Source organism: Enterobacter cloacae complex sp. BZL2005 (genome assembly GCF_049238885.1).
GTDB classification, from domain to species: domain Bacteria; phylum Pseudomonadota; class Gammaproteobacteria; order Enterobacterales; family Enterobacteriaceae; genus Enterobacter; species Enterobacter roggenkampii.
Genome location: NZ_JBMKGI010000006.1, coordinates 168268 through 186176, shown reverse-complemented (window position 1 = coordinate 186176; position 17909 = coordinate 168268). Strand labels below are relative to the sequence as shown.

The window sequence follows — 17909 nt, the reverse complement described above, 5'->3', positions numbered from 1 at the left end:
CGACGGTAAAGCATTCAATCGCAGGGTAGCGAGTCCGATCACAAAAGTCTTATTTGCGGACAAGCTGCTCGGCCAGGAGAGCCAGGCTTCTGAGCTGCTTCGCCAGATCCTCGCGTTCGGCCTGCTGCGGCGCACGACGCGCGCTGGAATGGCGGGTAACCAGCGTCACCGGCAGCTGAACCTGCCAGCACGTCTCGCCTTCGGTGGGGGCCAGCAGCCACTCCACGCTGCGCTCGCCCGCCTCGCGAAATGCCTGGCGAATGGTCGTCAGCGGCGGGGAAAACCAGGCGCTGTCAGCCGTATCGTCGAACCCGACCACCGACATCTGACCTGGAATCGCGATCCCCTTTTCCGCGCAGGCGCGCATTACCCCCAGCGCCATTTGATCGTTCGCCACCAGAATGGCATCCGGCAATGCGGTACCCGACAGCAGCACATGTCCTTTCTCATAACCGCTGGCCGCGCTCCAGTCTCCGTAGGCCACCGCAGCGGCGTCATGCCCCGCGCGGGCCAGAGCGGCTTTCCATCCCGCCAGACGCGCCCGAGCAGAGACCGAGCTTTCCGGCCCGCTCAGCAGAGCAATATGCTGATGCCCCAGCGACAGCAGATGCTCAACGCCCAGATGCGCGCCCTGCCCGGCGTTAAATACGAGGCTGTTTACCTGTGCTGAAGGCGAGACATCAAGAAAAAGCACCGGAACGGGCGACGCCAGCGCCCTCAGCTGTTCGGCGTGTTCATCATCAAGCGGAACATTCACCAGCAGCGCGTCCACCCGCTGTGCCAGCAGCGCCTGAAGCGCGGCCTGACACTGCTGCGGTTGCTCCACCATGGAGATAAGGACGCTCGCCCCCTGTTCCGCCGCGCGGGATTTTACCGCCGACACAATTTGCGAGGGCGCATGCAGGGCCAGATCGGTGGTGATGAGTCCCAGCGTGCGGGTGCGTTTACCCGCCAGCTGCTGTGCCCGCAGGTTAGGCACGTAGTGCAGCTCCGCCATCGCCTGCTGCACCTTTTCCCGGGTACGGACAGAGACATGCTCCGCGTCGTTAATGACGCGAGAGACGGTCTGATAAGAAACCCCCGCAAGGAGGGCGACATCATAGAGAGTGATAGCTTTCATGCATTGTGGCATCGCGTGAGTCGGGGCCCATTATTGTGGCACAGCGACGCCGTTAAAACATGTGAGCGCTTCGCAAAATTAAACAACCCGCTCCGGCTGCGCGATTTCAGCAACGCTCGGCTTCTGGCGGAACCAGGGCAGACAGAGCTGGATAAGTGGGCCAATGGTCAGGGCGTACACTACCGTCCCCACCCCAAACGTGCCGCCAAGCACGCACCCAATCAGCAGGACGGACACCTCAATGGAGGTACGCACGCTGCGAATGGACCATCCCAGCCGGGCATGAATGCCGGTCATCAGGCCGTCGCGCGGGCCTGGCCCAAAACCGGCGCCGATGTACATGCTGGTCGCAATCGCGTTCATCACGATGCCCGACACCAGGAAAGCGATGCGCACAGGTAACGAGTCCAGTTCCGGGATCAGCGCCATGCTGGCATCCGCCGCCAGACCGATACAAATCACGTTGCTGATGGTGCCCAGGCCCGGCATCTGGCGCAGGGGGATCCACAGCAGCAGCACCGCAGCACCGGTTAAAATGATCACCGTTCCGATAGTCATCCCCAGCTGTATCCCCACCCCAAGGTGAAAAACATCCCAGGGATCGACACCCAAATCGGAACGAATAAACATCGCGGTGGACAGGCCATACAGTCCTAAACCGACATAGAGTTGTAGCAGACGACGTACCATTTTTATCTTCTCCAGTGAACCAGGCTTTCATCCTGGCCTAAAATGGCACTATGATTAATGTCCAGTTTTCAAATAGTGGACTGCATATGTCGTCACGTCGCTTCGGAAGCCAGTCGCTGGTACGCCTTTTAGGCCACTGGCAGCAAACCTCATCCCGCACGCCGCTCTGGCGGCAGCTGGCCGATGCGCTGCGCCCGTTAATCCTTGACGGACGTCTGGCATTGAATACACGGCTACCGGGGGAGCGCGAGCTGGCCACGGCGCTGGACGTGAGCCGGACCACCATCAGCAGCGCCCTCGCCCATCTGCGCGAGGAGGGATATCTTGAAAGCCGCCACGGCAGCGGGTCACGCGTGATCCTCCCGGATACGCGCGCCGTTCCCACGCTTTCCGCGGCGAGTGCCGCACTGGATCTCTCCACTGCCGCCCTCAATGCCGGGCCGGAAATCCACCAGGCGTATACCCACGCGCTCACGGCCATTACGCAGCACCTCGCGCTGACGGGTTACGATCAGCTAGGGCTCCCGACGCTGCGGGAGGCCATCGCTGCGCGCTACACCGCGCGGGGCCTTCCCACCCGCGCGGACGAAGTGATGGTGGTCAATGGCGCCGTCAGCGGCTTCGCGCTGGTCCTGCGGATGATGACCGGGCCGGGAGATCGCGTCGTGGTCGATCACCCCACCTATCCGCTGGCGATTGCCGCCATTCAGGGCGCGCAGTGTCGGCCCGTGGGGGTGTCGCTGCCGGAAACGGGCTGGGATACGGACGGTTTCGCCGCCACGCTTGCCCAGACCGCGCCGCGCCTGGCGTACCTGATGCCTGATTTTCATAACCCCACCGGGCGCTGCATGGATGTCGCGACCCGTCAGGCCATTACCGATATAGCTGCGCAAACCCGTACGACGCTGGTGGTGGATGAAACGATGGTGGATCTCTGGTTTGACGCCCCTCCTCCGCCCCCGCTGGCCTCCTTTAACCCGCAGGCCACCGTCATCACCTTAGGTTCTGCCGGAAAAAGCTTCTGGGGCGGGCTGCGTCTCGGCTGGATCCGCGCGTCCTCGCGCACGATCGCCACGCTTGCCCAGACGCGCGATACGCTGGATTTAGGCTCGCCGCTGCTGGAACAGCTGGCGGCGCTGTGGCTCATCAACAACAGCGAGACTTTTCTACCCGCACGCCGCAAAATGCTGGCGGAACGACGCGATCGATGCGGTGAACTGCTGCGTGAACATTTCCCGGAGTGGACATTCCATGAAGCAGAGGGCGGGCTCTCATACTGGATTGAGCTCCCCGGTATGCTGGCGACGCAGCTTGCCGCGCGGGCTGAGATTCTGGGGATTAATCTGGGGACCGGTACGCGGTTTGGTTTATCGGGTGCGTTTGACCGCTATTTGCGGATGCCCTTTTCGCTCGAGCCGACAGAGCTTGAACAGGCGCTGCTGAGGATTAAACCGTTATGGCTCGCCCTGAATAAAAACGTGCCAGCCGTTAAACGCAGCGTGATTTAATAGCAAAAAGTTTGAAGCCGATCATAAAAAATAAAAACTGCTGACTGTCATGGATACAGTCAGCAGTTTTCACCAGTCCGGAATTAATGCTGAGCAGGAATAGGAAACCCTTTCAGTGAAATAACGAAGTTTTCACCGTCTTTCTTTATTTTTGCGCCAGTATCACACCAGTCAGACGCAATACGAAAGAACTCATCACTTCCGACATTCCAGCCAAGACGTACATGCTTCACGTAGCCTGAACGCAACAAATCGCAGGCCTCTTTGTAGTCACTGGCAGTAGACAGTTGTTGTTTCATTTTCTCTTCTTCAGAAGTTTACGTAGAGCCTTGATTTCTTTAGGAGTAAATGGAGAAACATTCTCTTCTTCCGTATGCTGATTATCAATATCCTCTTCCGATACTCCCGCCTCTTCTACTGCCTCGAACGCCAGCAGCAGCAGTTTCTCTGTCGTCACGCTTAAATTCTCGTTATTCACTTCCGCATAGTGGCGAAGCCTTTCTTTTAGCGCGTCATCAATCTTAACGTTTAATACCGCTGTAGCCATGTTTATCACTTCCCTTCGGAATAAGTACTTTATTTAATACACGAAGTTAACAATGTTATCCAGATATATATTTTTTTGAGTTATGCCAGAAAATAGACGGCCAACGATAAAATGCCCGACTATTATTACAAGTTTATGACAATAATATTTCAACGCGATGAAATATATATTACATGCTATAGGCATAATCTTATTAGGGAATAACGTCCAGGGAAGAGGAAAAAATCAGGGAAGAACGCAGAGGCTCAGAAATGGGTGGGGGCCCTGCCAGCTACATCCCGGCACACACGTCGTCTGCCCTGGCTGCTTCCTTCCGGACCTGACCTGGTGAACAGAGTAGCGTTGCGGGAGAACCAATAGAGCCCCCATTGAGAGCGTTGATAACCAACGCGCTGGCGCATTATCCCTGTGCGAAGGCCCAATTGCAAGCCGCCAGGAACCGGATGCTGGTTTCTTGCGCAAACAGGCGCAGCTTTCATGGCGATCTTCGTTTACCATGGCTCTCCAGAAACTCCCCGCAGGTGAAGGTATGGACGAGCAGGACTCTTTTCCACAGCGCGTATGGCAAATCGTGGCTTCAATCCCGGAAGGCTATGTCACCACCTATGGTGATGTCGCGCGCCTGGCCGGTTCCCCGCGCGCGGCGCGACAGGTTGGAGGCGTCCTGAAACGGCTGCCGGAAGGCAGTACGTTGCCCTGGCATCGAGTGGTGAACCGTCATGGCGCCATCTCACTCACCGGGCCGGATCTCCAGCGGCAGCGTCAGGCGTTACTTTCAGAAGGGGTGCAGGTGTCAGGGTCGGGTCAGATCGATTTACAGAAGTACCGGTGGGTGTACTGACCCCTCTCCCGAAGGAGAGGGGAATAACCCTATTACATCTGCGTCGGTGGGGTTGGCAGAGACGGCTGATTGGTTTGCGGTGCGACCGGCACTTCGGTCTGCTGTACTGGCACCAGGTTCAGGTCGATTTTGGTTCCACCGTTGTTAATCGCTTCCTGGACCGTATCGGTGATAAACACCAGCTTACCGTTGATGGTGACCGCTGCGCTCAGCAGAATACGGGCATTAGGCTGCACGTCCGACGGGTTATACGGCAACACGAAGCTAAACGGCGCCTGCTTGCCTTCAGTACGGACGGCACGCTGGGCCACGACTTTCGACGGCGCGTCGGCCAGGGAAGCATCAGACAGCGTCACCGTTAATACCGCATCCGGCGGCAACGCAACTTTCTGTTTAATCCAGATGGTACCGGAAACGTTAGGCTGCTGAATGGACTGCTGCGAAAGGGTATTAATCCCGTTCGGGTCAGCTGCTGGCACTGGCACCTGGGCGCTCTTACCGGCACAGGCGGACAACGCCACCGCAATCGCTACACCACTTAGCATAGGCACGAGTTTCATTGAAGTCTCCTTATCATCAATGCACCAGCGGGATCGATCCCATCCGATGTCGTTTCAATCACATAACGTTTTTAAGTGTGGCACAACTCACTGATTAATGCCTGAAATCATCCCGATATTCAGATTATTCTACCCATCGGACCACTTTCATTTCTGCGTTATACTCTGCCTATCTTTCGCTACGGCGTTTATTGAGGACAACTATGAGTCAGGCACTGAACAATCTGCTGACATTACTGAATCTGGAAAAAATTGAGGAAGGACTCTTTCGCGGACAGAGCGAAGATTTAGGCTTACGCCAGGTCTTCGGTGGGCAAGTCGTTGGACAAGCGCTGTACGCTGCAAAGGAGACTGTCCCGGCAGACCGTCTGGTGCATTCATTCCACAGCTACTTTTTACGCCCTGGCGATAGCGCGAAACCCATCGTGTATGACGTTGAAGTTCTGCGAGACGGCAACAGCTTCAGCGCGCGCCGCGTCGCGGCCATCCAGAACGGTAAGCCGATCTTTTACATGACCGCCTCTTTCCAGGCGCCGGAGCCGGGTTATGAGCATCAGAAAGTCATGCCCCCTGCCCCCTCGCCGGACGATCTCAAATCGGAAACGGATATCGCTCGCGCATTGGCGCATCTGCTGCCGCCGCAGGTTAAAGAGAAGTTTCTCTGCGATAAGCCGCTTGAGATCCGCCCCGTCGAGTTCCACAACCCGATGAAGGGCCACACCGCCGAGCCAAAGCGTCAGGTGTGGATCCGCGCCAACGGCAGCGTGCCGGAAGATTTCCGCGTCCATCAGTATCTGCTAGGCTATGCGTCTGACTTCAACTTCCTGCCGGTGGCGCTGCAGCCGCACGGCGTCGGCTTCCTCGAAAAAGGGATGCAGGTCGCGACGATCGATCACTCGATGTGGTTCCACCGTCCCTTCAACATGAACGAGTGGCTGCTCTACAGCGTGGAGAGTACGTCGGCATCCAGCGCCCGCGGGTTTGTACGTGGGGAGTTTTATACTCAGGACGGCGTGCTGGTCGCTTCAACGGTGCAGGAAGGGGTGATGCGTAACAGAGGTTGATGTAAAAAGCCCGGTGGCGCGACGCTTACCGGGCCTACGTTTTGTGCTGTTGTAGGCCGGGTAAGGCGAAGCCGCCACCCGGCAAGACACTCAGATCATGCGTTATACGCATTCTCGCCGTGGCTGTTCACATCCAGACCTTCGCGCTCCTGCTCTTCCGGTACGCGCAGGCCGACCGTCATGTCCGCCAGCTTGTAGCCGATGAAAGCGACGACCGCAGACCACACCACGGTGATAGCGATGCTTTCCAGCTGCACCAGCACCTGATGAACCATAGTGACGCCTTCTGCGTAGCCCACGCCACCGAGCGATTTCGCCGCGAAGATACCGGTCATGATACAGCCGACAATCCCGCACACGCCGTGCACGCCGAACACATCGCAAGGGTCATCCACGCGCAGAACTCGTTTCAGTGCGGTGACGCCCCACAGACCCGCCAGACCCGACACCAGGCCGACCAGCAGCGCACCACCGACACCGACATAACCACACGCAGGGGTGATACCAACCAGACCGGCAATCGCACCTGAACAGGCCCCCAGCAGGGAAGGTTTACCGCGCACCGCCCACTCGCCAAACACCCAGGAGAGGATTGCACCCGCCGTGGCCACAACGGTGTTCACGAAGGCCAGCGCGGCGATTTCGTTGGCCGCACTTGCTGAGCCGGCGTTGAAGCCAAACCAGCCAAAGTAGAGGATCGCAGTACCGGTAAAGACCATCGGCAGGTTGTGCGGTTTGAACGCCTCTTTACCGAAGCCCACGCGTTTGCCAATCAGATAAGCGCCCACCAGACCCGCGACCGCGGCGTTAATGTGGACAACGGTACCGCCCGCGAAGTCCAGCGCGCCGTGCGTGGCCAGCAGACCACCGCCCCAGACCATGTGCGCAATCGGCACATAGGAGAGCGTCAGCCAGACCACCACGAAGATCAGGACCGCAGAGAAACGAATGCGCTCGGCGAGCGCGCCCACAATCAGCCCGACGGTAATGCAGGCGAACGAGCCCTGGAACGCCACGTGAATATACTGATAGAAGCTGCCCATCAGCGCGGTCAGTTCAATGTTTTTCAGCATCACCCAGTCGAAGTTACCAAAGAACGCGTTACCCGTGCCGAACGCCAGAGAGTAACCGTAAACCACCCAAAGCACGCAGACCAGTGCAAACGTCACGGCAACCTGCGTCAGCATGGAGAGAACGTTTTTGCCACGGATCAGACCGCCGTAGAACAGCGCAATGCCCGGAATGGACATAAACAGCACCAGCGCGGTGCTGATCATCATAAAGGCGTTATCGGCTTTGTCGGCCACCGCAGGGGCAGCAGCCAGCGCCAGGCCCGGCAGCAGCGCCAGCGAACCCAGACCCGTTTTAAGTGTTGCTATCTTCATTTTCTCGATCCCTATCACTGTGTGCCAGGCGTTAATTACAGTGCCGCTTCGTCAGATTCGCCGGTACGGATGCGAATGACGCGCTGCAGTTCGGCAACGAAAATTTTGCCGTCGCCAATTTTGCCGGTGTAGGCCGCTTTGCTAATGACATCAATGACTTCATCAAGCTGATCGTCAGCAATCGCGACATCAATTTTTACTTTTGGCAGAAAGTTAACGCTGTATTCCGCCCCGCGATAAAGCTCGGCATGACCCTTCTGACGACCAAAGCCTTTCACTTCGGTGACAGTCAGTCCCTGAATACCCATTGAAGACAATGCTTCACGCACGTCTTCGAGTTTGAATGGTTTGATTACAACCGTAACCAGCTTCATAGATCCCCTCCAGTCAGAATTCGGTAATGGCCGCAGCTTACGCGGAAGGTATTGCAAGGGATGTGCCAGAAATGAAAACGTGAGGGAATCGCGGTGCGATGTGCGTTACACGGTTCTGATAAATGAACCGGTGAAAAAAAACGCACCATGCCGGTGCAGGGTGCGTTTCAGTTTTGCACCAACAGGAATGACTGTTAGCGCGGCGCCTCATTTTAGTGCATCAGGCGCTAAGGGACTCTTCATCACGCACGCTGGCGGCCAGCTCTTCGCCCGCCAGCTGCAGCTGGTACATCTGCCAGTAGCGCCCTTGTGCTTCCAGCAGCTCGCGGTGCGTACCGCGCTCCACGGCCTGTCCGCGATGCAGCACCAGAATCGTGTCCGCGTCGACGATGGTGGAGAGCCGGTGAGCAATCACCACCAGCGTCGTATGGTCGCGTACGGCGGCCAGCGCCTGCTGAATCGCCTGCTCGGTTCCAGAATCTATGCTGGCCGTGGCTTCGTCCAGAATCAGCACCTGCGGCGTTTCAATCAGGACGCGCGCCAGCGCCAGGAGCTGTTTTTGCCCCACGGAGAGGTTGTTGCCCTGCTCGCCCAGCTTGGTGTTGATCCCGTCGCTAAACCCGCGCGCCAGCTCTGCCAGCTGCACCGTTTCCAGTACCGCCCAAACCTGCGCTTCTGAATAGTCCCGTCCCAGGGTTACGTTGGCGTAGAAGGTATCGGCCAGCACGACCGGATCCTGCTGCACCATCGCAACGCCTTTGCGTAACACCGTGTGGCTGAGCGACGCGAGCGGGCGTCCGTCGAGGCGGATTTCGCCTTGCGTGACCGGATAGTAGCCCATCAGCAGGCTGGCGAGCGTGCTTTTACCGCTGCCGGTATGGCCCACCAGCGCGACGAAACCGCGTGACGGCACATCGAGCGTAATGTCCTGCAGCACCAGACGGTCTTCGCGATAGGCAAACGAGACGTTATCAAAGGTGATAGCCCCGCTTTGCAGAGGTCGCTCGTCATTGCCGTAGGCCTGGCGCGGCCTGTCCATCAGCTCAAAGACGCGCTCACCGGCGACAACCGCCTGTTGCAGCATCGATTGCTGCGTAGTGAGTTCGATCAGCGGCTCGTTAAGGCGTCCCAGATAGCTAATGAAAGCGTACAGCACGCCCACTTCAATCGTACCGTTTGCGCTCAGGCCAAAGAGCATCAGCAGCCCGCAAAGCACCAGCGCCGAGAACAGGCTCAGCAGCGGTCTCAGCAGGAAACCGTCCAGGCGCAGCGTCTGCATACGCGCCATATAGTGCGAACGGCTGGCTTCGCCCATGCGCTCGCCAAAGCGCGCCTGCTGGCGGAACTGCTGGATGACGCTCATGCCGTTGATCACTTCGTTGAAGCCATCGTTGATATCGGCCAGATAGGCGCGCACCCGGCGCACAATTGGCGTGCTGTAACGCTGGTAAATCACCATGACGATCAGCACCGCCGGGAAGATGGTGATCGCCACCAGCGCCATGCGCCAGTCGAGGCTGAACATCGCCACCAGCATCGCGCCAATCAGCGCCGCGCTGCGCAGCACGGTTGCCACCACGGTGACATACAGATCGCGGATCACCTCGGTATCGTTGGTCACGCGCGAAATCACCTGCCCGACCGGCTGGGTATCAAATTCGCTGAGCGGCTGGCGAAGCGCCGCGTCCATCACATCGGTACGCAACTGCTGAACCACGCCTACGGCTGCACGGTTAAACAGCAGCGACTGCGCATAGTGCAATCCTGCCGCCGTCAGCTGTAAGCCAACGTAGGCCACGCCTAATCCCGCCACCAGCCCGAGCGGCAGGTAGCTTTTGGCGACCATATTGTCGATGAAGTAGCTGATGAGCAGCGGCCCGCTCACTTCGGCAATCGCCGCAATCCAGAGTAAAAGCACAGCAACGGAGAGCGGTTTACGCCACGGCGAGCCGTAGGCCAGCAGACGTTTGAGCGTCGGCCACATCGTTCCGAGCTTACGCATTGGCGGCCTCCTCATCCTGCTCCGGCGCATCATCCAGCGCCGCCTCAAGCTGCTGATAACGGTACATATCGCGATACCAGCCCGGCTGCTCTGCCAGCGCGTCATGCTGCCCGCGCTGGGCAATATGGCCGTGCTGCAAAACCAGAATTTCGCTGGCTTCGGTGAGCGCTGACAAACGGTGGGCACTGATAATTATCGTGCGTCCGTCGCCCCACTGGCGCAGGTTATGCAGGATCTGATGCTCGGTACGGCCGTCCACGGCGGAGAGCGCATCGTCCAGAATCAGGATCTCGGCATTGAGCAGCAGCGCGCGGGCAATGGAGATACGCTGTTTTTGCCCGCCGGACAGCATGACGCCGCGTTCCCCGACTTCGGTGTCGTAGCCCTGCGGCAGGCGCAAAATATCATCATGTACGCTGGCTAAACGCGCCACATGCTCGATCTCTTCCTGCGTTGCTGCCGGGCAACCAAGCGCGATGTTGTTCGCCACGGTGTCAGAAAAAAGAAACGGCGTCTGGCTGACAACCGCCAGGCGACCACGCCACTCATCCAGCAGCAGGCTGGTGAGCGGAATATCATGGAAGCGAATATCGCCCTCGGTGACGTCAAAGTGGCGCTGGAGCAGCGACAGCACGGTGCTTTTACCGGATCCCGTCGGGCCGCAGATGCCGAGCATCTGGCCCGGCTGAAGGGTAAAACTGACGTTCTCCAGCACCGGATGTTCCGTTTGCGGATAGATAAACTTGCGGACGTCGACTTTCATGACGCCGCGTCCTTCCGGCAACGCTTCGCTGCCGTCATTGACCACCGGCGCTTCGGCCAGCATGGCGCGAATACGGCTGTAGGCGGCGCTGCCGCGCTCCACGATGTTAAACATCCAGGCCAGCGCCAGCATCGGCCAGATCATCAGCCCCAGATACATGGCAAAGCTGGTCAACTGGCCCAGGGTGAGCGTGCCCTGCACCACCATCCAGCTACCGCCGCCAATCGCCAGCATATTTGCCATGCCAATTGCGATATAAATCGTTGGATCAAATCGCGCGTCAATACGCGCGACGCGCATGTTTTTCGCCCCCGTGTCGGCCGCATCGGCGGCAAACAGCGCGGACTGCCGGTCTTCCAGACCAAACGCTTTAATCATGCGGATGCTGGTCATGCTCTCCTGGGTGCGATCGTTCAGCGACGAAAACGCCGCCTGCGCCAGCTTGAAGCGCTCGTGCAGCTGTTCGCCGTAGCGATTGATCGCCAGCGCCATGAGCGGCATCGGCAGCAGCGCCAGCAGGGTCAGCTGCCAGCTGATCTGCGTTGACATGACGATCAGCACCGCGCAGCCCATTACCAGCGAGTCCACCAGCGTCAGCACCCCTTCCCCGGCGGCAAAGACCACGCGATCGACGTCGTTAGTCGCGCGCGCGATAAGATCCCCGGTGCGATGGCGCAGATAAAATTCGGGATGCTGTCGACTCAGCTGGCGATAAAAATCTTCACGCAGCTCAACGGCCAGCTGATAGGACGCACCAAACAGCAGCACGCGCCAGACGTAGCGCAGCAGATAAACAATGACCGCCGTCAGCACCAGCGTGCCAACCCACATCAACACCCGTGCGGTGGTGTAATGCTGTTCGGTGACGCCATCCACGACGTAGCCCACCACTTTCGGCGGGATCAGCTGCAGGATAGCAATGATAATAAGCAGGGCGACTGCACCGAGGTAGCGTTGCCACTCCCGACGAAAGTACCAGCTTAATTGGGCAAATAATCGCACGCGGTTTGTTCCTGAAGGTATTTTACGAAGTTATTCAATGGGTAATGCTGTGGTGTATTTAATCTGTTCCATAGCGAAGCTTGAGGTGACGTCCGATAACCCCGGCACGCTGTTCACCAGCCGCTTGTAGAAGTCATCATAACGCTTCATGTCGGCCACCTGGACGCGCATCAGGTAATCGTACTCGCCGGCCATACGCCAGAAACCGAGCACTTCGGGCATCTCAGACACCTGGGTAACGAAGCGGCAATACCACTCGCTGCTGTGATGCTGGGTTTTTATCAGCACAAATGCCGTCAACCCAAGCCCCAGTTTTTCAGGATCTAACAGCGCGACGCGCCCCAGAAGAATACCGTCATCTTCCAGCTTCTTAAGCCGCTTCCAGCACGGGGTGGTGGTCAGATTAACGGCATCTGCCAGCGCCTGCAAAGAGAGGGTACAGTCACTTTGCAGCAATGAAAGGAGCTTGCGGTCAATTTTATCTAGCATACCCACCTCACAGAGAAAATTTTTCTCCCTTAATTCTATTTTAAAGGCCAGATAGCAACAATTTTTTCTGTGCTTTTCGCTATGCTAGGCACAAAATGACAAACGGATAACGACGATGAATAGCACCTGGGTTAAACATGCGATCAGCGAAATCAATGCCGACTATCAGCGCTCGGCGGATACGCACCTGATTCGCCTTTCCCTGCCGGGATTTGACGGCATTCAGCTCTATCTGAAAGATGAAAGCACTCATCCTACCGGCAGCCTGAAGCATCGCCTGGCGCGCTCGCTGTTTTTATACGGTTTATGTAACGGCTGGATTAAAGAAGGCACCACCATCATTGAATCCTCTTCCGGTTCAACGGCGGTGTCCGAAGCCTATTTCGCCCGCCTGCTGGGCCTGCCGTTTATTGCGGTGATGCCCTCCTGCACCGCAAAACGCAAAATCGAACAGATCGAATTTTACGGCGGTCGCTGCCACTTTGTGGAAAGCGCCTGCGAAATCTACGCCGCCTCTGAAATGCTGGCCCGTGAGCTGAACGGCCACTATATGGACCAGTTCACCTTCGCCGAGCGCGCGACGGACTGGCGCGGGAATAACAACATTGCCGACAGTATCTTCCGCCAGATGACCCACGAACCGCATCCGGTTCCGTCCTACATTGTGATGAGCGCCGGTACCGGCGGCACGTCAGCCACGATCGGACGCTACATCCGCTGTCAGGGTTACGATACCCAGCTGATGGTAGTTGACCCGCAGAACTCCGTGTTCCTCGACTACTGGCAAAACCGCGATGCCGGTCTGCGCAGCCCGGTGGGGAGTAAGATTGAAGGGATTGGCCGTCCGCGCGTTGAGCCCTCTTTCATCCCCGACGTTGTGGACGAGATGATGCGCGTGCCGGATGCCGCCAGCGTGGCAACGGCGCACTGGCTGGAAACGCAGCTGGGCCGCAAAGTGGGCGCCTCGACGGGCACCAATATGTGGGGCGCGCTGCAGCTTGCCGCACGTATGCGCGAAGCGGGACGCACCGGTTCCATCGTCACGCTGCTGTGCGACAGCGGCGAGCGTTATCTCGAGACCTACTACAATGCGGAGTGGGTGCAGGCCAACATCGGTGATATCGCCCCCTGGAAGGCGCAGATTGCTCAACTGCTGAAATAAAAAAAGCCAGACCGAAGCCTGGCTTGCTGGAAGGGTCTCACTATTCGGGGGAATATGTGAGGTTGTTGTTGTCCAGCCAATGCGTCAAAAAATGGGACACTGCTTCATTACGGCAGTGACCGATAACCGGCAGATGGGGAAGTTCTGCTTTCAGCTGCGCCATCGCATTCCCCATGATCAGACCGCGACCTACGCTACCCAGCATTTCGCGGTCGTTCATGGCGTCACCGAACGCCATGCACTCCTGCAGCGTTAATCCCAGGTGGTCGCTCAGCACCGCCAGAGCGGAACCTTTGTTACAGCCCACCGGCAGCACTTCCAGGCAATCCACCGCCGAGAAGGTCAGGTGCGCCCGGTCGCCCAGCGCCTCATTCAGTTGGATCCGTAAGCGACAGAGATCGTCGTGATCGCCGCAGAAGCAGATCTTGGTCACCGCATGGGCGGGGATCCGACGCAGATCGATAAGCTGGTATTTAAAACCGCTATACACATGTGCGTGCAATAATTCCGGGATGTCGCTTCCGGTAAACCAGCCCCGATCGTTAAAGACGTGGATGCTGGCCTGCGTGTCCCAGGTACTGTGCAGCACGATATCCGCCACTTCCGGGTTGAGATCCTGTCGGTACAGCACATCGCCTTCTACAGAGTGAATTCGCGTCCCGTTGCCGGTGATCAGAAAGGCATCGAGGGCAAACGCGCCCAGCAAATGGCGCATTTCCAGAACATGACGCCCGGTGGCAAACGTCAGGGTGACATTACGCTCGTGCAGGCGCTTCAGCGTGTTCAGGGTTTTCTCCCCTAAACGGTGATCCGGCATTAACAGCGTACCGTCCATATCAAATGCAGCGAGCCGAGCCATGATTACTCCCGAAATGTGATGCGGTTAACTTGTGCATCAGTATCGTGTGAGATATACGGAAGTAATAGTGAATAGATGAGAATTATTGTTCCGGGTTTCTTATGCGCCAGCTTAACCGTCTTAACCAGTATCAACGCCTGTGGCAACCTTCCGCTGGCGCGCCGCAGCAGGTAACCGTAAATGAACTTGCCAGCCGCTGCTTTTGTAGCGAGCGACATGTCCGTACTCTGCTGCGTCAGGCCCAGGAGGCGGGCTGGCTGACCTGGCGCGCGCAATCCGGGCGTGGAAGGCGCGGTGCGCTGACGTTTCACGTCACTCCGGAATCACTGCGCAATACGATGATGGAAGAAGCGCTAAAAAGCGGGCAGCAGCATAACGCCCTCGAGCTGGCGCAGCTTGCTCCCGAAGATTTGCGTGCGCTGCTGCACCCGTTTTTGGGTGGGCAGTGGCAAAACGACACGCCGACGCTGCGCATCCCCTACTACCGCTCACTGGAGCCGCTTCAGCCGGGCTTTTTACCGGGTCGGGCAGAGCAGCATCTGGCAGGGCAAGTCTTCTCAGGTTTGACGCGATTTCACGGCAACAGCAGTGAGCCGACGGGCGATCTGGCGCATCACTGGGATGTGTCGGATGATGGACTGCGCTGGCATTTCTACATTCGCTCCACGCTGCACTGGCATAACGGCGATAAAATTGAAACGGCGCATCTCCAGCGGAGCCTGACCGCGCTGTTGACGCTTCCCGCCCTGCGCACCCTGTTCCAGAGCGTCCTCTGTATCGAAACAACGCATCCGCAGTGCCTGACGTTTACGCTACATCATCCGGATTACTGGCTGCCGCACAGGCTGGCGACCTACTGTAGCCGTCTGGCGCATCCCGACCATTCGACGATTGGCAGCGGCCCCTTTCGGCTGGTCGCCTTTGAACCCGACCTGGTTCGTCTGGAAAGCCATGAGCAGTACCACCTGAGCCATCCGCTGCTCAAAGCCATCGAATACTGGATCACACCCCAGCTTTTTGATCACAGATTGGGTACCAGCTGCCGTCACCCGGTGCAAATCGCGATTGGTGAGGCCGACGAGCTGGAAAGTCTGCGGCTGGTAAGCAGCAGCACCAGCCAGGGGTTCTGTTACCTCACGCTAAAACAGAGCGCACGCCTGAGTGAGAACCAGGCAAAGCGGCTGATTAATATCATTCATCACTCCAGGCTTCTCCACACGCTTCCGCTAAACGAAGGGCTCATCACCCCCACCGGGGAACTGCTTCCCGGCTGGACAATCCCCGAATGGACTGATTTAACCGATGTTGCCCTGCCTGAAGCACTGACGCTGGTTTACCATCTTCCCGTTGAGCTTCACACCATGGCCAGCCAGTTGAAGACGTACCTGGCGCTACAGGGTTGTGAGCTGACCGTCATCTTTCATGACGCCAAGACGTGGGACGGATGCCAGCAGCTTGCCGAAGCAGACATCATGATGGGCGACAGGCTGATTGGCGAAGCGCCAGCGTATACGCTTGAGCAGTGGCTGCGCTGCGATACGCTTTGGCCACACGTGTTAAGCGCACCGGCGTACGCCCATTTGCAAGCCACGCTGGATGCGGTACAGACTCAGGCCGAAGCTCGGGATCGGCACGCGGGCCTGAAGGCCATTTTTAGCCGATTAATGGAAAATGCGGTGCTGACGCCGCTCTTTAATTATCAGTATCAGATCAGCGCGCCGCCGGGCGTGAATGGGATTCGCCTCAACACCCGCGGCTGGTTTGATTTTACCGAAGCCTGGCTGCCCGCCCCCAAATCGTGAAGAAGCTGGTCGCCGCCACAGGCAGACGGTAACATAACGTTTTTACCGTAACAGTCGAGATGATTTATGAAACGTGCCGTCGTCGTGTTCAGCGGAGGACAAGACTCTACTACCTGCCTGGTCCAGGCTCTTCATCAGTACGATGAGGTTCACTGTGTCACTTTCGATTATGGTCAGCGACATCGCGCTGAGATCGACGTTGCCCGTGAACTGGCCCTGAAACTGGGGGCACGCGCGCATAAGGTGCTGGACGTTACGCTGTTAAATGAACTGGCCGTGAGTAGCCTCACCCGGGACAGTATTCCCGTCCCGGACTACGAACCCGATGCCAGCGGCATTCCGAATACCTTCGTGCCGGGCCGCAATATTCTGTTCCTCACCCTGACGGCAATTTATGCCTACCAGGTAAAAGCCGAAGCGGTGATCACGGGCGTGTGTGAAACAGACTTCTCCGGCTACCCGGACTGTCGTGATGAGTTCGTGAAGGCGTTAAATCACGCCGTCAATCTGGGGATGGCGAAAGAGACGCGCTTTGAAACCCCGCTGATGTGGCTGGATAAAGCCGAAACCTGGGCGCTGGCCGACTACTGGGGCAAGCTGGACCTGGTTCGCAGCGAAACCCTCACCTGCTACAACGGCATTAAAGGCGACGGTTGCGGCCAGTGCGCCGCCTGTAATCTGCGCGCTAACGGGCTGAACCACTATCTTGCCGATAAAGCCGGCGTGATGGCCGCAATGCAGAAAAAAACCGGGCTTAAATAGAGCGACCTGACCGTGCTGTCGCATAACAGGTGTCGACAGCACGGGTAAGCCTGAACCTGTGTTACACGATCATCAGTTCCAGCTTTTCGCGCAATTCCCCTTCCAGCGGCAGCGCTTTCTGCGTTTTCAGATCGATACAGACAAAGGTGATCAACGCATCAGCCACCACCTGCCCTTCCGGATCGAGCGTAACCACCTGGCTTAACACGCCGCTTTTGCCATTGATCTGCTGCACCTGGCTGGTCACCGTGAGCACATCGCCCAACACGGCAGGGCGACGGTAGTTGATATTAATATTGACGACCACGAACGCGATGTTGTGCGCGGTCATCCACTGAAAGCTTTCGCTGTTTTCCAGCCCGTCCCAGCGCGCTTCCTCAAGAAACTCCAGGTAGCGGGCATTGTTCACATGCTGGTAAACGTCGAGGTGAAAACCGCGTACTTTTATTTTTGTCTGCATAGCGCAATAGCCTTTACTGTTATTGTAGGATGAGAGGTCATAACTGGTATGACCTCTTTATCCTGGCAAAATTTTGCCGCTGTGCAAGTAATTGTGAGATTACAACGTCAGGTGTGCGAGGTTGCGCTCAACCAGCGCGCTCCCCATGCCCGGAACCTGCTTGAGATCGTCGACCGTTTTGAAAGGACCATACTCTTCACGATAGCTTACGATGGCCTGCGCTTTTTTCAGCCCGACGCCATTCATCACGCGGGCCAGCTCTTCCGCAGAGGCCGAATTGATGCTGACTCGCGTACCGTCATCATCCACGTTTTTACCAACGTCAGCCGCTTTGGTTTGCCCCTGCCCCGGCGCTGCGGCGTCGGTCTTACTCTGTACCGCCTGTGGTTTAGCGGCAGGTGTCGCCGCCAGTGCGCCCGCGCTCAGCCCGGTGGTGGCAATAGCCAGCGTAATAAACAGTGCTTTGATTCCACATTTCATGCTGTTATCTCCTTGTTTGTAGACAGCCACGTCACGATA

Annotated in this window: 18 protein-coding genes, 1 other RNA gene and 1 pseudogene; 6 read left to right on the top strand and 14 right to left on the bottom strand. The window is 57.7% G+C overall.

Annotated elements, in window-relative coordinates:
- Nucleotides 1-49: 49 nt before the first annotated feature.
- Nucleotides 50-1120 carry a LacI family DNA-binding transcriptional regulator gene (locus ACOTXI_RS13430; protein ID WP_058655065.1) on the bottom strand — a complete coding sequence of 357 codons (1071 nt, stop codon included), beginning with the start codon at nucleotides 1118-1120 and terminating at the stop codon, nucleotides 50-52.
- A 78-nt stretch (nucleotides 1121-1198) separates the two neighbouring features.
- On the bottom strand, nucleotides 1199-1810 hold the full coding sequence (locus ACOTXI_RS13425) for a YczE/YyaS/YitT family protein (protein ID WP_021241642.1): 612 nt from the start codon (nucleotides 1808-1810) through the stop codon (nucleotides 1199-1201).
- A gap of 86 nt (nucleotides 1811-1896) precedes the next feature.
- On the opposite strand from ACOTXI_RS13425, the gene ACOTXI_RS13420 reads away from it, so the two are divergent.
- Complete coding sequence (locus tag ACOTXI_RS13420; RefSeq protein WP_058655066.1) at nucleotides 1897-3318, top strand: PLP-dependent aminotransferase family protein; 1422 nt, start codon at nucleotides 1897-1899, stop codon at nucleotides 3316-3318.
- 83 nt (nucleotides 3319-3401) lie between these two features.
- Here ACOTXI_RS13420 and ACOTXI_RS13415 read toward each other — a convergent pair whose 3' ends face one another.
- From ACOTXI_RS13415 to ffs, 3 genes are all read right to left on the bottom strand, one after another.
- Nucleotides 3402-3617, bottom strand: a complete 216-nt coding sequence (locus ACOTXI_RS13415; RefSeq protein WP_008503298.1) for a hypothetical protein — start codon at nucleotides 3615-3617, stop codon at nucleotides 3402-3404.
- Entirely contained in the window at nucleotides 3614-3865 is a 252-nt protein-coding gene (locus ACOTXI_RS13410) for a hypothetical protein (RefSeq protein WP_021241644.1), read from the bottom strand. Before ACOTXI_RS13410 ends, ACOTXI_RS13415 begins: the two co-directional genes overlap by 4 nt.
- Nucleotides 3866-4127: 262 nt before the next feature.
- An RNA gene (gene ffs, locus ACOTXI_RS13405) (signal recognition particle sRNA small type) lies at nucleotides 4128-4224 on the bottom strand.
- A gap of 84 nt (nucleotides 4225-4308) precedes the next feature.
- Here ffs and ACOTXI_RS13400 point away from each other — a divergent pair.
- Nucleotides 4309-4706 (top strand): annotated as a pseudogene (locus tag ACOTXI_RS13400) (MGMT family protein).
- Nucleotides 4707-4738: 32 nt separating this feature from the next.
- Here ACOTXI_RS13400 and ACOTXI_RS13395 read toward each other — a convergent pair.
- Nucleotides 4739-5266: a YbaY family lipoprotein gene (locus ACOTXI_RS13395; RefSeq protein WP_008503301.1), complete on the bottom strand. Its 528-nt coding sequence runs from the start codon at nucleotides 5264-5266 to the stop codon at nucleotides 4739-4741.
- Between the two features lie 203 nt (nucleotides 5267-5469).
- Here ACOTXI_RS13395 and tesB point away from each other — a divergent pair, with 203 nt between their 5' ends.
- Nucleotides 5470-6330 (top strand): acyl-CoA thioesterase II, encoded by an 861-nt coding sequence (gene tesB, locus ACOTXI_RS13390; RefSeq protein WP_008503302.1) that lies wholly within the window; start codon nucleotides 5470-5472, stop codon nucleotides 6328-6330.
- Between the two features lie 95 nt (nucleotides 6331-6425).
- Here tesB and amtB read toward each other — a convergent pair whose 3' ends face one another.
- The 5 genes from amtB to ACOTXI_RS13365 form a co-directional block, all read right to left on the bottom strand.
- Nucleotides 6426-7715, bottom strand: coding sequence for an ammonium transporter AmtB (amtB, locus tag ACOTXI_RS13385; RefSeq protein ID WP_008503303.1), 1290 nt, complete (start codon nucleotides 7713-7715; stop codon nucleotides 6426-6428).
- 35 nt (nucleotides 7716-7750) lie between these two features.
- On the bottom strand, nucleotides 7751-8089 hold the full coding sequence (glnK, locus tag ACOTXI_RS13380; RefSeq protein ID WP_008503304.1) for a P-II family nitrogen regulator: 339 nt from the start codon (nucleotides 8087-8089) through the stop codon (nucleotides 7751-7753).
- A gap of 220 nt (nucleotides 8090-8309) precedes the next feature.
- Nucleotides 8310-10091 (bottom strand): SmdB family multidrug efflux ABC transporter permease/ATP-binding protein, encoded by a 1782-nt coding sequence (locus ACOTXI_RS13375; RefSeq protein WP_008503305.1) that lies wholly within the window; start codon nucleotides 10089-10091, stop codon nucleotides 8310-8312.
- Nucleotides 10084-11856 carry a SmdA family multidrug ABC transporter permease/ATP-binding protein gene (locus ACOTXI_RS13370; protein ID WP_008503306.1) on the bottom strand — a complete coding sequence of 591 codons (1773 nt, stop codon included), beginning with the start codon at nucleotides 11854-11856 and terminating at the stop codon, nucleotides 10084-10086. Before ACOTXI_RS13370 ends, ACOTXI_RS13375 begins: the two co-directional genes overlap by 8 nt.
- A 30-nt stretch (nucleotides 11857-11886) precedes the next feature.
- Nucleotides 11887-12345 (bottom strand): Lrp/AsnC family transcriptional regulator, encoded by a 459-nt coding sequence (locus ACOTXI_RS13365; RefSeq protein WP_008503307.1) that lies wholly within the window; start codon nucleotides 12343-12345, stop codon nucleotides 11887-11889.
- A 115-nt stretch (nucleotides 12346-12460) separates the two neighbouring features.
- Here ACOTXI_RS13365 and ACOTXI_RS13360 point away from each other — a divergent pair, with 115 nt between their 5' ends.
- Complete coding sequence (locus tag ACOTXI_RS13360) at nucleotides 12461-13507, top strand: PLP-dependent cysteine synthase family protein (RefSeq protein WP_008503308.1); 1047 nt, start codon at nucleotides 12461-12463, stop codon at nucleotides 13505-13507.
- A 40-nt stretch (nucleotides 13508-13547) separates the two neighbouring features.
- Here ACOTXI_RS13360 and cof read toward each other — a convergent pair whose 3' ends face one another.
- Entirely contained in the window at nucleotides 13548-14366 is an 819-nt protein-coding gene (gene cof, locus ACOTXI_RS13355) for an HMP-PP phosphatase (RefSeq protein WP_058655067.1), read from the bottom strand.
- Nucleotides 14367-14467: 101 nt separating this feature from the next.
- Between cof and ACOTXI_RS13350 the strand changes: the two genes are divergently transcribed.
- Nucleotides 14468-16168 carry an SgrR family transcriptional regulator gene (locus ACOTXI_RS13350; protein WP_058655068.1) on the top strand — a complete coding sequence of 567 codons (1701 nt, stop codon included), beginning with the start codon at nucleotides 14468-14470 and terminating at the stop codon, nucleotides 16166-16168.
- 66 nt (nucleotides 16169-16234) lie between these two features.
- Nucleotides 16235-16930 carry a 7-cyano-7-deazaguanine synthase QueC gene (gene queC, locus ACOTXI_RS13345; protein ID WP_008503311.1) on the top strand — a complete coding sequence of 232 codons (696 nt, stop codon included), beginning with the start codon at nucleotides 16235-16237 and terminating at the stop codon, nucleotides 16928-16930.
- Nucleotides 16931-16991: 61 nt separating this feature from the next.
- On the opposite strand, the gene ACOTXI_RS13340 is transcribed toward queC, so the two are convergent.
- Nucleotides 16992-17390 carry a YbgC/FadM family acyl-CoA thioesterase gene (locus ACOTXI_RS13340; RefSeq protein WP_021241651.1) on the bottom strand — a complete coding sequence of 133 codons (399 nt, stop codon included), beginning with the start codon at nucleotides 17388-17390 and terminating at the stop codon, nucleotides 16992-16994.
- 99 nt (nucleotides 17391-17489) lie between these two features.
- Entirely contained in the window at nucleotides 17490-17870 is a 381-nt protein-coding gene (locus ACOTXI_RS13335) for a helix-hairpin-helix domain-containing protein (RefSeq protein ID WP_025912626.1), read from the bottom strand.
- Nucleotides 17871-17909: the final 39 nt, after the last annotated feature.

Coding starts and splice junctions, on each gene's coding strand:
- ACOTXI_RS13430 (WP_058655065.1), bottom strand. CDS start 1,120: ATGAAAGCTATCACTCTCTATGATGTCGCCCTCCTTGCGGGGGTTTCT.
- ACOTXI_RS13425 (WP_021241642.1), bottom strand. CDS start 1,810: ATGGTACGTCGTCTGCTACAACTCTATGTCGGTTTAGGACTGTATGGC.
- ACOTXI_RS13420 (WP_058655066.1), top strand. CDS start 1,897: ATGTCGTCACGTCGCTTCGGAAGCCAGTCGCTGGTACGCCTTTTAGGC.
- ACOTXI_RS13415 (WP_008503298.1), bottom strand. CDS start 3,617: ATGAAACAACAACTGTCTACTGCCAGTGACTACAAAGAGGCCTGCGAT.
- ACOTXI_RS13410 (WP_021241644.1), bottom strand. CDS start 3,865: ATGGCTACAGCGGTATTAAACGTTAAGATTGATGACGCGCTAAAAGAA.
- ACOTXI_RS13395 (WP_008503301.1), bottom strand. CDS start 5,266: ATGAAACTCGTGCCTATGCTAAGTGGTGTAGCGATTGCGGTGGCGTTG.
- tesB (WP_008503302.1), top strand. CDS start 5,470: ATGAGTCAGGCACTGAACAATCTGCTGACATTACTGAATCTGGAAAAA.
- amtB (WP_008503303.1), bottom strand. CDS start 7,715: ATGAAGATAGCAACACTTAAAACGGGTCTGGGTTCGCTGGCGCTGCTG.
- glnK (WP_008503304.1), bottom strand. CDS start 8,089: ATGAAGCTGGTTACGGTTGTAATCAAACCATTCAAACTCGAAGACGTG.
- ACOTXI_RS13375 (WP_008503305.1), bottom strand. CDS start 10,091: ATGCGTAAGCTCGGAACGATGTGGCCGACGCTCAAACGTCTGCTGGCC.
- ACOTXI_RS13365 (WP_008503307.1), bottom strand. CDS start 12,345: ATGCTAGATAAAATTGACCGCAAGCTCCTTTCATTGCTGCAAAGTGAC.
- ACOTXI_RS13360 (WP_008503308.1), top strand. CDS start 12,461: ATGAATAGCACCTGGGTTAAACATGCGATCAGCGAAATCAATGCCGAC.
- cof (WP_058655067.1), bottom strand. CDS start 14,366: ATGGCTCGGCTCGCTGCATTTGATATGGACGGTACGCTGTTAATGCCG.
- ACOTXI_RS13350 (WP_058655068.1), top strand. CDS start 14,468: ATGCGCCAGCTTAACCGTCTTAACCAGTATCAACGCCTGTGGCAACCT.
- queC (WP_008503311.1), top strand. CDS start 16,235: ATGAAACGTGCCGTCGTCGTGTTCAGCGGAGGACAAGACTCTACTACC.
- ACOTXI_RS13340 (WP_021241651.1), bottom strand. CDS start 17,390: ATGCAGACAAAAATAAAAGTACGCGGTTTTCACCTCGACGTTTACCAG.
- ACOTXI_RS13335 (WP_025912626.1), bottom strand. CDS start 17,870: ATGAAATGTGGAATCAAAGCACTGTTTATTACGCTGGCTATTGCCACC.